11 protein-coding genes and 1 pseudogene are annotated in these 12,198 nt (G+C 40.8%); 9 read left to right on the top strand and 3 right to left on the bottom strand.

The window, feature by feature from the left end; all coding sequences use genetic code 11:
- The first annotated feature begins 21 nt into the window (after window positions 1–21).
- The 3 genes from HMPREF0549_RS06970 to groL all read left to right on the top strand — a co-directional run bounded on the left by HMPREF0549_RS06970 (window position 22) and on the right by groL (window position 2,826).
- Window positions 22–678, top strand: coding sequence for a redox-sensing transcriptional repressor Rex (locus HMPREF0549_RS06970; protein ID WP_003717567.1), 657 nt, complete (start codon window positions 22–24; stop codon window positions 676–678).
- A gap of 178 nt (window positions 679–856) precedes the next feature.
- Window positions 857–1,141, top strand: a complete 285-nt coding sequence (gene groES, locus HMPREF0549_RS06975) for a co-chaperone GroES (RefSeq protein WP_040531580.1) — start codon at window positions 857–859, stop codon at window positions 1,139–1,141.
- A 53-nt stretch (window positions 1,142–1,194) separates the two neighbouring features.
- Window positions 1,195–2,826, top strand: coding sequence for a chaperonin GroEL (gene groL, locus HMPREF0549_RS06980; RefSeq protein WP_003717569.1), 1,632 nt, complete (start codon window positions 1,195–1,197; stop codon window positions 2,824–2,826).
- A gap of 127 nt (window positions 2,827–2,953) precedes the next feature.
- On the opposite strand, the gene HMPREF0549_RS06985 is transcribed toward groL, so the two are convergent.
- Both HMPREF0549_RS06985 and HMPREF0549_RS10155 read right to left on the bottom strand, forming a co-directional pair.
- Entirely contained in the window at window positions 2,954–4,447 is a 1,494-nt protein-coding gene (locus HMPREF0549_RS06985) for a glycosyltransferase (protein ID WP_003717570.1), read from the bottom strand.
- A 31-nt stretch (window positions 4,448–4,478) separates the two neighbouring features.
- A pseudogene (locus HMPREF0549_RS10155) lies at window positions 4,479–4,637 on the bottom strand (conjugated bile salt MFS transporter); the annotation flags it as partial.
- A 241-nt stretch (window positions 4,638–4,878) separates the two neighbouring features.
- Here HMPREF0549_RS10155 and HMPREF0549_RS06990 point away from each other — a divergent pair.
- The 3 genes from HMPREF0549_RS06990 (at window position 4,879) to HMPREF0549_RS07000 (ending at window position 8,785) form a co-directional block, all read left to right on the top strand.
- Window positions 4,879–6,471, top strand: a complete 1,593-nt coding sequence (locus HMPREF0549_RS06990; RefSeq protein WP_003717572.1) for an APC family permease — start codon at window positions 4,879–4,881, stop codon at window positions 6,469–6,471.
- Window positions 6,472–6,597: 126 nt separating this feature from the next.
- Window positions 6,598–8,436, top strand: coding sequence for a potassium transporter KimA (gene kimA / locus HMPREF0549_RS06995; protein WP_003717573.1), 1,839 nt, complete (start codon window positions 6,598–6,600; stop codon window positions 8,434–8,436).
- Window positions 8,437–8,524: 88 nt separating this feature from the next.
- Window positions 8,525–8,785, top strand: a complete 261-nt coding sequence (locus HMPREF0549_RS07000) for a hypothetical protein (protein WP_040531583.1) — start codon at window positions 8,525–8,527, stop codon at window positions 8,783–8,785.
- Here HMPREF0549_RS07000 and HMPREF0549_RS07005 read toward each other — a convergent pair.
- Window positions 8,782–9,423 (bottom strand): YigZ family protein, encoded by a 642-nt coding sequence (locus HMPREF0549_RS07005; protein WP_003717575.1) that lies wholly within the window; start codon window positions 9,421–9,423, stop codon window positions 8,782–8,784. The genes HMPREF0549_RS07000 and HMPREF0549_RS07005 overlap by 4 nt on opposite strands.
- 64 nt (window positions 9,424–9,487) lie before the next feature.
- Here HMPREF0549_RS07005 and HMPREF0549_RS07010 point away from each other — a divergent pair, with 64 nt between their 5' ends.
- From HMPREF0549_RS07010 to hpf, 3 genes are all read left to right on the top strand, one after another.
- Window positions 9,488–10,813: an ATP-dependent helicase ComFA gene (locus HMPREF0549_RS07010; protein ID WP_040531586.1), complete on the top strand. Its 1,326-nt coding sequence runs from the start codon at window positions 9,488–9,490 to the stop codon at window positions 10,811–10,813.
- Window positions 10,806–11,483 (top strand): ComF family protein, encoded by a 678-nt coding sequence (locus HMPREF0549_RS07015; RefSeq protein ID WP_003717577.1) that lies wholly within the window; start codon window positions 10,806–10,808, stop codon window positions 11,481–11,483. The genes HMPREF0549_RS07010 and HMPREF0549_RS07015 overlap by 8 nt, the downstream gene beginning before the upstream one ends.
- 133 nt (window positions 11,484–11,616) lie before the next feature.
- A complete protein-coding gene (gene hpf / locus HMPREF0549_RS07020) occupies window positions 11,617–12,159 on the top strand; it encodes a ribosome hibernation-promoting factor, HPF/YfiA family (protein ID WP_040531589.1) in 543 nt (180 codons plus the stop codon).
- The last annotated feature ends 39 nt before the right edge of the window (window positions 12,160–12,198 follow it).

Below are 12,198 nucleotides of genomic sequence, written 5' to 3' on the forward strand. Positions count from 1 at the left end.
TCGTAGGAGGAATAACAAAGAATGGCTACCAAGAAAATTCCTAAGGCAACGGCAAAGCGTTTACCAATTTATTACCGTTACCTTAGCGTACTATTAAGTGCAAATAAGCGACGGGTTTCATCAACGGAACTCTCAGAGGCGGTTCAGGTTGATTCCGCAACTATTCGTCGTGACTTTTCTTATTTTGGTGAATTGGGTAAGCGGGGCTATGGTTACGATGTTGAGAGCCTGTTGAATTTCTTCAAGGGGATCCTAAATCAGGATACTCTTACTAACGTGGCCCTTGTTGGAGTCGGTTCATTAGGGAGTGCGCTTCTTAACTATAATTTCCATCAAGATACTAACTTACGGATTAGCGCAGCGTTCGATACTAAGCCTGAATTAGCAAACACCGTAAAGAGCGGGATTCCAATTTATCCAGCAAGTGAAATGCAAAAGCAGATTAAGGAACAACAGATTGATGCCGTGATCTTGACTGTTCCAAGCTCAACTTCCCAAAAGGTTGCGGATCAATTAGTTAGTGTTGGGGTAAAGGGAATCTTGAACTTCACACCCGTTCGTCTATCAGTTCCAAAGAATGTCCAGGTTCAAAATATTGACTTGACTAATGAACTTCAAACATTAATTTACTTTATCAAGAATTATGCTGAAAATAATCATGATGAAAAAACAAACTAAATTATAAAATCGTCGGTAGTTACGCTAAATGTAATTGCCGGCGACTTTTTAGTTAGCATCGTCTGAAGGGTATATTGGTTGCAATCAACTCTAAAAATGGTATAGTAGAAAATGTAATTAGCACTTGGAAGACGAGAGTGCTAAATTAACTTTTGATTATCAAAATGGAGGGATTAACGTGTTAAAACCATTAGGAGATCGCGTGGTTCTTAAAGCTGAAACTGAAGAAGAAAAGACAGTCGGTGGTATTGTTCTTGCTTCAAACGTTAAGGAAAAGCCAACAACAGGTAAGGTTATTGCTGTTGGTGCTGGCCGAACATTAGACAATGGTGAAAAGTTAGCACCAGCTGTTAAGGAAGGCGATCGGGTCCTCTTTGATAAGTACGCTGGAAATGAAGTTGAATACAACGGTGAGAAGTACCTCGTTGTTCATGAAAAGGATCTTGTAGCCGTAATCGACTAATTAGCAGGATTAATCAAAAACGTTACAGATTTTAATTTTGAGGTGAATAATATATGGCAAAAGAAATTAAGTTTTCTGAAGACGCCCGGAACGAAATGCTCCATGGTGTTGATAAGTTAGCAAATACTGTTAAGACTACTATGGGTCCAAAGGGACGGAATGTTGTCCTTGAACAAAGCTATGGCACACCAACTATTACTAATGATGGTGTCACAATTGCCAAGAGCATTGAATTGGAAAACCACTTTGAAAACATGGGGGCAAAGCTTGTTTCTGAAGTAGCTTCCAAGACTAACGATATTGCCGGTGATGGTACTACTACTGCTACTGTATTGACTCAAGCAATCGTTAATGCCGGAATGAAGAATGTTACTGCTGGTGCTAACCCAGTTGGTGTTCGTCGTGGAATTGACAAGGCTACTCGGGCAGCCGTTGAAGCTTTGAAGAAGATGTCACACGATGTTAAGACTAAGGACGACATTGCCCAAATTGCTTCCATTTCTGCTGACAACAAGGAAGTTGGTAAGTTGATTGCCGATGCCATGGAAAAGGTTGGTAATGATGGTGTTATCACCCTTGAAGACTCCCGTGGTGTTGATACAAGTGTTGACGTTGTTGAAGGGATGAGCTTCGACCGTGGTTACATGTCACAATACATGGTAACTGACAATGATAAGATGGAAGCTGATTTGGACAACCCATACATCCTGATCACCGATAAGAAGATCAGCAACATCCAAGACATTTTGCCACTTCTTCAATCAGTTGTTCAAGAAGGCCGTGCTCTCCTGATTATTGCCGATGACATTACTGGTGAAGCTCTTCCAACCCTTGTCTTGAACAAGATTCGTGGGACCTTTAATGTTGTTGCTGTTAAAGCTCCTGGCTTTGGTGACCGGCGGAAGGCTCAATTACAAGATATTGCTGTATTGACTGGCGGTACTGTTATTTCTGATGACCTTGGCATGAACTTGAAGGACGCTACTGTTGATCAATTAGGCCAAGCTAACAAGGTAACGGTTACTAAGGACAGCACTACAATTGTTGATGGTGCTGGTGCTAAGGAAGCCATCGCTGAACGGGTTGACCAAATTAAGCAAGCTATCAGTAAAGCAACCTCTGACTTTGACAAGGAAAAGCTTCAAGAACGTTTGGCAAAGCTTTCTGGTGGAGTTGCCGTTGTTCGTGTTGGTGCCGCAACTGAAACTGAAATGAAGGAAAAGAAGTACCGGATCGAGGATGCTTTGAACGCTACCCGGGCTGCTGTTCAAGAAGGATTTGTTCCTGGTGGTGGTACTGCATTAGTTAATGTTCTTCCAGCCTTGGATAAGGTTGAAGCAACTGGTGACGAGGCTACTGGTGTTCAAATCGTTAAGGCAGCTCTAGAAGCACCAGTTCGGCAAATTGCTGAAAATGCTGGTGTTGAAGGTTCAGTTATTGTTAACCAATTGAAGAGCGAAAAGCCAGGAATTGGTTACAATGCTGCTGACGGTAAGTTTGAAGACATGGTTGAAGCCGGAATTGTTGACCCAACTAAGGTTACCCGGTCTGCCCTTCAAAATGCCGCTTCAGTATCTGCATTGCTTCTTACAACTGAAGCCGTTGTTGCAGATAAGCCAGAACCAAAGGATAATCAAGCTCCTGCTGCACCACAAGGCGGTGCCGGCATGGGTGGCATGATGTAATTTCGCTAATCACAAATTAAATCTAATTAATTAAAAGACTGTCAGTCCTTTGTTATAGAATGAAAGGGCTGATAGTCTTTTTGCTTTAAAGCAGTTAATCCAATTTTTTGTAAGAAAAATTATTTAATTAAGCTTTTTTGAGAAAATCCTGCCATTTTTTAGCAACCTCGTTAAGGGAAAATTTAGCAGCGGCATGTTGAGCATTTTGTGTGTACCGATGAGATAATTCAGGATCAACCAGTAGTTGGCGCAAACTTTGGTAAAGGGCATCACAATCATTAGCCGGAATTAGTTCCCCGCTAATATTATTATCAATAATTTCAGTGGGACCATAGTTAATATCATAACTAATTGCTGGGCAACCATGCCCTTGCGCTTCTAATAGTGCCATGGCAAATCCTTCGTACTGACTTGTTAGAATTTCAGCTTGGGCAGTTTCGTAGACTCGAGTAAGATCATGTTGATAACCACAGAAATGGATGTAGTGATCAGCACCTTGGTTATTAATAATCTTTTTAAGTTCGTTCACTGTTTGATAATTATTCCAACCATCAGAATAGCCGTAAATATCTAGTTGTACTTTAGGGAAATCTTCATGAAGGCGGATGATAACGTTAATTAATTGATCAAGTTGTTTAACCTTTGTAAGACGGGCAACGGCAATAAAATGACCGACCTGCCGTTGGGTGGGTGGAATGCTTTTCTCAAGTTGTGTTTGGCTAAGGAAAGTTACCGGAATGGCGAAACTCATATTGGTATTGAAACGGCGACTGGCATCCATTGCTTCGCGTTTTGTTGATGAGATCAGTCCAGTTAGCTGTCCTTGATTTAGCATTTCATTAATGGGCTGGTAAATAGGTGAGATCTCACTGTTACTTTGTCCATCTTGGGTAAATGCAGAATGAAAAACTTGGTAGCGTCGCGGAGAGGTATGCATTAACCGAAAAGCGGCTAATGTCACGTCAGAACGATCATTAATTAATAATGCATCAGGATCGTTAGCAACTAGCTGATCAAGAAAGTATGCGCGAAATTCGTTTTGGTTATCAAACTGTAATTCTTGATTCTGATCAACTAATTGGATCAGAGTAAGAACGGGGATGTTTCCCTGACCACCACGATAATGATAAGTTATTTTGACCGCTCCTGACTGGTCATAGTATTGCCGACAAACTAGCCGGGCGCGATCTTCAAAGAATTCGGTATAAGTTTTGCATCCACAATCATAATAGTCACGCCGATCAGTAAACCCATACTGATCTAAATAATCGACATAGTAAAGACGATTATTATCTTGGTTAACTTTAATTCGCACTTTCCCATTGCGTTCAGCCTGGTTGCCTTTTACCTGATAACCTGGAACATTTAAAATTTGCTTAATAAGGGATTGATCGAAGCCTGGATCCATATGATAAGGAAGTCGTTGGTAAAATTGGAAAAGATTAATTACCCGTCCGCTAGTACCTAGCTTGTTTTCAGCATCAAGATGAGCAAAATTATAATACATGGTCACAATCTTGGCTGGTTGATGAAGGTAATCAAAAATTTGTAGTCGTTTAACTTGAGCTAGTTCAATCGCTGAAGTTTTGATGTCTTCACGGCTAGTGATGAAATAATTCATAATGACTCCTTTCGTTTTAGATTATTTTAACAAAAACTGGAAGTCTAGTACTAATTCCGAAAACAACGTAAGCTAATGCTGATAGGACGATCCCGATAATATACATCAGCTTAAAATTGAATTTTTCTAATCCCTTACCAATAAATGGCGAGGTGATTGAAGCAGCAACTGCGCCAAAGGTAAAAATCAACATGATTAACCAATTTTATTCTCATCCCATCATTTCATTTGTGGCAATTATCATTTATATTATCGAGCGATTGCCTTAGTAAATTAATTAAAGCGGAGCGCTATTTTAAAATTAAAAAAATAAATAATAATTATATATTTATCAAATGATGCTTGTATTTTTTGATTTTGATAACAAAGTGTTAAAGTTAGTGGTATGATAAATTGTCTATTCAAAAGAAGAAGCTAACGGGAGAGAAAGCATGGATAAGTTGAAACGGCATAAAATTACGTTATTTTCCGGTGTAATGCTGGCACTGAATTCGTTGATCGGTTCTGGGTGGCTATTTGGTGCCGGGACCGCTGCTAAGGTTGCTGGACCGGCAGCAATTATTTCATGGATTATTGGTGCGGTTATTATAATCAGCATCGCCCTGACCTACGTTGAATTGGGGGCAATGTTTCCAGAAAGCGGTGGAATGAGTCGCTATGCACAATATAGTCACGGCTCGCTTCTCGGCTTTATTGCGGCTTGGGCTAACTGGATTTCATTGATTACTCTTGTCCCAATGGAAGCAGTTGCATCTGTTCAATATATGAGTTCATGGCCATGGTCATGGGCTAACTGGACTCATCACTTTGTTAGCGGGGGCAACGTTACTCCAATGGGGATGTTCGTTGTATTCATTTTTATGGTGATTTTTACCTTAATTAACTTTTGGTCTGTTAAATTAATGACTCGTTTCACCAATTTAATTTCAGTGTTTAAGATTCTATTACCGACTTTAACGATTGTAATGCTAATCATTAGTGGCTTTCATGCTGGGAACTTTGGCCATAATGTTCAGACGTTCATGCCATACGGGAGTCGTTCAATATTCGAAGCAGCAGCGGTATCCGGAATTATCATGTCGTATGATGCTTTCCAAACTGTCATTAATATGGGTGGCGAAATGGTTAATCCGCATAAGAATATTGTGCGGGGAGTCTTAATTTCGATGCTGATTACTGCTGCAATTTATATCATGCTTCAAGTAGCATTTATCGGTGCGATTAGTCCTGCGTCACTAGCAAAGAGTGGCTGGCATGGAATTAACTTTGCGTCACCATTTGCTGATATTGCAATTTTGCTGAGTTTGAACTGGTTAGCAATTCTCTTATACATGGATGCGTTTGTTTCACCATTTGGGACAGGGGTTGCGTTTGTAGCAACGGCATCACGAGCATTGGCCGCAATGACCCATACTGGACACTTGCCAAAATGGCTTGGCCGGTTGGAGCGTCGTTATATGATCCCACGATTTGCGATGGTTGCTGACTTGATTTTAGCCACGATTTTGGTAAACGTCTTCCGGAACTGGAGCTTGTTAGCAACGGTTATCACTGGCTCAACTCTGATTGCCTACTTAACTGGGCCGGTAACGGTTATTTCTTTACGAAAAATGGCACCAGAATTAAAACGGCCGTTTGCACCTAACTATATGAAGTGGCTGGCACCATTCGCGTTTGTGGTAACGGGGTTGGCAATTTATTGGACAATGTGGCCAACAACGGTTCAGGTAATTTTTGTGATTGCACTTGGTCTACCGATTTATCTTTACTATGAATGGCGCTATCAAAAGACAAATTGGCGTCAGCAGCTGAGAAGTGCCGCATGGTTAATTTGTTATATGATTTTTATCTCCTTAATTTCTTATGCAGGGAGTGAGGGCTTCGGTGGTCAAAACTGGATCCCGTACCCATTTGATTTCATTGTGATTATTTTAGTTTCCTTATTCTTTTATGCTTGGGCAGTTAACAGTCGAATGACTAAAGTCGACCCGGCAGCCAAGAAAGTTAATGAGCGACTTAAATAAAAATGGACGGTTAATAGTAATTACGTCTTGTCTTAGCAATTGCAAAGAAGTTAAAATAATTGTATTATTGTTCAGTTATCCGAAATCGATTAAACGATTACATTCCATGAATATTGGGAGGATAGTATGTGGCGTTATATTAAACGAGTTTTAATTGGGAAACCTTTGAAAACTTTAGATGAGGGGCAAACTCACCTAACTAAATTTAAAGCATTAGCGATGCTGTCATCCGACGCAATTTCGTCAGTCGCTTATGGTCCAGAGCAGATTACTACGGTTTTAGTAACCTTGTCTGCGATGGCAATGTGGTATTCGATTCCGATTGCCGCAATCGTATTATTGCTGTTGCTAGCAATTACTCTTTCGTATCAGCAAATCATTCGTGCGTACCCAAGCGGTGGTGGTGCCTATGTTGTTGCTACCCGAAATTGGGGAAGCAATGGTGGATTGTTTGCCGGGGGATCTCTGTTAGTTGACTATATGTTAACCGTAGCGGTTTCTACAACATCAGGAGTAGAAGCGATTACTTCTGCAATCCCGGCACTTTACCGGTTCTCTGTTCCAATTGCAATCGTTATTGTTCTATTAATTATGTTCATGAACCTGCGGGGAATGAGTGAGAGTGCTAATTTCCTGACAATTCCGGTTTACTTTTTCGTAATTATGATTTCTGTAATGATCCTTTGGGGTGCTTACAATATCATCACGGGACAAGTTCATTATCAAGCACCTGCTGATTATGGAACTCCAGTTACGGGGATGACATTTGTACTGTTTGTTCGTGCATTCTCTGCTGGGTCATCTTCATTAACTGGGGTTGAAGCGGTAAGTAATGCTGTACCAAACTTTAATAAGCCAAAGGAAAAGAACGCTTCGGTTACTCTGGCAATTATGAGTACGATCCTGGCAATCTTCTTCATTGCCATTATCTTCTACGGTTTTTACTTTGGAATTGTCCCTAATAAACGGACTACCGTGCTTTCGCAAATTGGTCTTGCCGTATTTGGAGGCCATGGGATTGGCTTTTACCTTCTTCAATTATCAACGGCAATGATCCTTGCTGTTGCTGCTAATACTGGGTTTTCTGCTTTCCCAATTCTTGCTTTTAACATGGCTAAAGACAAGTACATGCCTCACGCATTCATGGATCGTGGGGATCGCTTAGGCTATTCTAACGGGATTATCTCGTTAGCAGTTGGCGCAATTATCCTGATTTTGATCTTCCATGGACAAACCAACATGTTAATTCCGCTTTATGCCGTTGGGGTCTTTGTTCCGTTCACACTGTCTCAATCCGGGATGATTATTCACTGGTTCCGTGAACGTGAAGGCTTCTGGTTAGGGAAAGCATTTATTAACCTTGTTGGTGCACTGATTTCGCTTGCGTTAGTTCTTGCATTATTCTGGCAGCACTTTGGCAATGTTTGGCCGTACCTAATTATCATGCCGTTATTGCTTTACATGTTTCATGCAATTCACCGTCACTACATTAAGGTTGCCAAGCAATTGCGGGTTGCCGAAAAGACAAAGGTGCAGTTACATGACTATGATGGCGCAACCGTCATTGTTCTAGTTGGGAACGTTACGCGAGTTACTCGGGGAGCAATTAACTATGCCCGTTCCATTGGTGATTACGTGATCGCAATGCACGTTTCGTTTGATGAAAATCCGGGCAAAGAGCACAAGACAGCTAATGAATTTAAGGCTGAATTTCCAGATGTTCGTTTTGTCGATATTCATTCGTCGTATCGGTCTATTGCTAAGCCAACTTTGCGGTTTGTGGACGTAATTGCTAAAAGAGCAGCTGCTCGTAACTATTCAACCACTGTCTTAGTTCCGCAATTTATCCCTAAGCACCCATGGCAGCTTGCCCTCCATAACCAGACGAGTGTTCGGCTACGGACGGTTCTTAATTCGCGTCAGAACATTGTTGTTGCAAGCTACAATTATCATTTACATGAGTAATGAATACTAATGAAGTTCAGGGCAGTTTTCAATGTTATACAAAAGTTAGCTTGAAATTTCCCGGGAAATTATTTGCGGGGTGGATAACGTGAGAAAAAGAAATATTGTCTTGGGCTTGCTGTTTGCTAGTGGCCTGTTCTTAATGGGCGGCTACAGTCTTGATCGGTTTGGCTTTCACTCTGATTTGATCGGGATACTAGGGACATTTCTCCTAATTGTTTCCTATATTGGCTTTAATTGGTCAAAATTAAAAAGTGGTGATCACAAAACAAAGGTGGTCACCACATGGGTTATTATTTTATTGCTGCTTATCGTTATTCTTAACGTAATTGAAGCAGTATTAAACTAGTCAGTAAGATATGGAATCTCGTGTTCGCGCGAGGTTCCTTTTTTGATCGTTAATTGATCGTTAAAGCGATCGATTAGTAACTTAGTAAAAGTATCAACTTTATCCTCATCAACATAGACGTTTGTTTGCACAGTAGCACTAAATTGCTCATCAGCAACCTCGATCTTGTATTCTTTTAGATAGTGGAGAAGTGAATCATGTTGTGCATAACTAACGGTGATTTCAAGAATAGCTTGAGTAACCAGTTGAACTAGTCCTGCTTTGTGGATTGCATTGGTAGTGGAGTTGCTATAGGCACGAATAAGTCCCCCAGCACCTAGCTTGATTCCGCCAAAATAACGGGTAACAACGGCAACTACATTATGGAGCTTAGCTAACTGAAGTGATTCTAAAATTGGTACTCCGGCTGTACCACTCGGCTCACCGTTGTCGCTTTCTCGTTGAATTTGGTCACGATCGCCGACCATGTAGGCATAGCAGTTGTGAGTTGCCTTTCTGTTTTCGGTACTAATTTGGTTAATAAATTGTTGGGCTGCTTCATCAGAGGTTACCCGGGCAATTGAACATATGAAACGAGATTTTTTGATGACCATCTCGTTGCTAGTGTTTTTAGCGATAGTGAGAAATGGTTCTGACATTAATTATTACTCCTTTGATGAATTCCTGATCTTTTTCCGTATTAACTTAATGGGAGGGACCAGAATGGATATTAGTGAATTATATGGGCGGCGAGTACTATGCCCTCAAATAGAACGATTACCAATTGAAAGTCAGCAAATTCAGACTTTACCAACATTGAAGGTAGGAGAAAAGACGATTACCTGTTTGCGCTGTGGAACGGTAACAAATAAGGGCGTTACTGAAATGCCTAATCGGCAATACTATTGCCCACAATGCGTTACATTAGGACGGGTTTCAACTCTTGATAAATTTTACCATGTTCCAGAACCAAATCAATTTGAAATTCCTGATCGCATTTTAACGTGGATGGGGCAACTTTCATCATTACAAACTAGGGTGTCGACAATGGTGAAAGAGCGAATGGATCAGCATTGTCACCAATTGTTATGGGCAGTTACTGGTGCAGGAAAGACGGAAATGATTTTTGCAGGAGTTGCTGCCGCGTTGAAACGGGGTGAGCGGGTAGCAATTGCGTCACCACGGGTTGATGTTTGTCTGGAACTATATCCTAGACTCCAAGCTGCTTTTGCTGATTTTCCAATTGCACTTCTTCATGGGAGAGCGCCACAGGAATATAAGTATCGTCAGCTGACAATTTGCACGACTCACCAGTTGTTACGCTTTTACCATGCCTTTGATAATTTAATTATTGACGAGGTTGATTCCTTCCCGTATGCTGCTAATTCGGCATTGCTTTTTGCTACTAAACAGGCCGTTAAAGAAAATGGCGGTATATTGTTCATGACCGCGACTCCCGGGAAAGAACTAGTCAGTCAAATTAACAAGAAAAAATTAATGGTTAGTTATCTTCCGCTCCGGTATCACGGGAACCTTCTTCCCCAAATTAAACTCTTTCTAACATTTGATTGGCGAAAACAGTTGCAACGAAGAAGACTCCCTAACAGACTCTTGAATGAATTGAAAAAGACGCTGGTCAATCATTGCTGCCTCCTATTTGTTCCCCATGTTTCAGATCTCCAACCAACTTTTTTATGCTTGCAAAAAATCTTAACTGATAAGAAATTTACTACCGTTCATGCTGCAGATCCTAAGCGACTTGAAAAGGTTCAGCAAATGCGAGAAGGAAAGTATGAATTCTTAATTACTACCTCAATTTTAGAACGTGGGGTTACTTTCCCGGAAATTGACGTTTTTGTTCTTGGTGCTGATGATCAGGTCTTTTCATCGTCGGCGCTAGTTCAAATTGCGGGACGGGCAGGACGTTCGGCTAGTCGCCCTACCGGCAAAGTGATGTTCTGGATTCAGTCATATAGTCGCCAAGTCCGGGAAGCTCAGCGACAAATTGCTTATATGAATCGGAAAGGTCGGCGGTTGCTTCATGGCTAATTGCTTGCTTTGTAACCATTCATTAACAAAAAAATTAACGATTAGTGAGATCATTTTTCCTGGGCCAATCAGAGAACAGGTAGTTTGCGATGATTGCTTTCAAAAATTTAATCGTTATTCTGATAAGGATGCTTGTCAAGGCTGCGGGCGTGAGAATGATGGGAATTTATGTGGTGATTGTCGAAGGTGGCAACAACAATATGGGTGGCATTTAAGCCACTACCCGATTTTCCATTATAACCAGGCAATGAGAGAGTTCATGCAACAGTATAAATTCCAAGGGCAGTATCATTTGCGGGCAGTTTTTCAACAATCACTACAAAAAGTAATTAACCAAATGGATTATGACTTTTTAGTTCCGATTCCCGTTACTAATCATACTATGAGAACACGAGGCTTTAATCAGGTGACGGGATTGATAGAAAACGTTCAGTATACGGAATTGATAAAACATCGTGAAAAGCAAAAAGTAGCCCAATCAAAGAAAGACCGTCAATCGCGGCTCAAAACTAAGCAGCCGTTCTTTCTTGATAAAGATATTAACTTGCGCGGGCGGAAGGTTCTCTTAGTTGATGATATTTACACCACCGGACGAACCTTATATCATGCTGCAGAACTTTGCTATCAGAATGGCTGTAAACGCGTACAAAGCCTTTCGCTTGCTCGTTAAAAAAATCTAAATATTCCCCTGATCTATTTGTTAAATAGTATTAACTACACTATAATATAATTAAGGATATGAGAAGAGTGGTCCTTCTGATACCAGATCAAGCAAATTGCTTGAACTGAAAGGAGAAATTACTATGTTAAAGTTCAATATTCGTGGTGAAAATATCGAAGTAACTGATTCAATTCGTGATTATGTGGTAAAGCGGATTAATAAGTTACAAAAGTTCTTCGAAGACAACGTAGAAGCAACTGCCCATGTGAACTTAAAAGTTTATCCTAACCGTACTTACAAGGTAGAAGTTACTATTCCGTTACCATACCTTACATTACGGGCCGAAGAAACTTCTAATGACATGTACGGTAGTGTTGACCTCGTTACCGATAAGCTTGAACGGCAAATTCGGAAGTACAAGACTAAGGTTAACCGGAAGTCACGTGAAAAGGGTTTCAAGAGCTTAGAATTTGTCCCAACCGATGACGATGCTGAAAGTCAAGATGACTTAAAGATTGTGCGGACAAAGCAAATCTCACTCAAACCAATGGATCCAGAAGAAGCTGTTCTCCAAATGGACATGCTTGGACATGACTTCTTTGTTTTCCAAGATGCTGAAACCGACGGAACCAGCATTGTTTACCGTCGTAAAGATGGCCGTTATGGTTTGATTGAAGCTGAATAATCAAATATAAGTGAGACTGGTGAAAAAACCAGTCTTTTT

Source organism: Limosilactobacillus vaginalis DSM 5837 = ATCC 49540 (genome assembly GCF_000159435.1).
Classification (GTDB): Bacteria; Bacillota; Bacilli; order Lactobacillales; family Lactobacillaceae; genus Limosilactobacillus; species Limosilactobacillus vaginalis.

Excerpts from the sequence above, each read along its gene's own strand:
- HMPREF0549_RS06970 (WP_003717567.1), top strand. The coding sequence starts at position 22 with ATGGCTACCAAGAAAATTCCTAAGGCAACGGCAAAGCGTTTACCAATT.
- groL (WP_003717569.1), top strand. The coding sequence starts at position 1,195 with ATGGCAAAAGAAATTAAGTTTTCTGAAGACGCCCGGAACGAAATGCTC.
- HMPREF0549_RS06985 (WP_003717570.1), bottom strand. The coding sequence starts at position 4,447 with ATGAATTATTTCATCACTAGCCGTGAAGACATCAAAACTTCAGCGATT.
- HMPREF0549_RS06990 (WP_003717572.1), top strand. The coding sequence starts at position 4,879 with ATGGATAAGTTGAAACGGCATAAAATTACGTTATTTTCCGGTGTAATG.
- kimA (WP_003717573.1), top strand. The coding sequence starts at position 6,598 with ATGTGGCGTTATATTAAACGAGTTTTAATTGGGAAACCTTTGAAAACT.
- HMPREF0549_RS07005 (WP_003717575.1), bottom strand. The coding sequence starts at position 9,423 with ATGTCAGAACCATTTCTCACTATCGCTAAAAACACTAGCAACGAGATG.
- HMPREF0549_RS07010 (WP_040531586.1), top strand. The coding sequence starts at position 9,488 with ATGGATATTAGTGAATTATATGGGCGGCGAGTACTATGCCCTCAAATA.
- HMPREF0549_RS07015 (WP_003717577.1), top strand. The coding sequence starts at position 10,806 with ATGGCTAATTGCTTGCTTTGTAACCATTCATTAACAAAAAAATTAACG.
- hpf (WP_040531589.1), top strand. The coding sequence starts at position 11,617 with ATGTTAAAGTTCAATATTCGTGGTGAAAATATCGAAGTAACTGATTCA.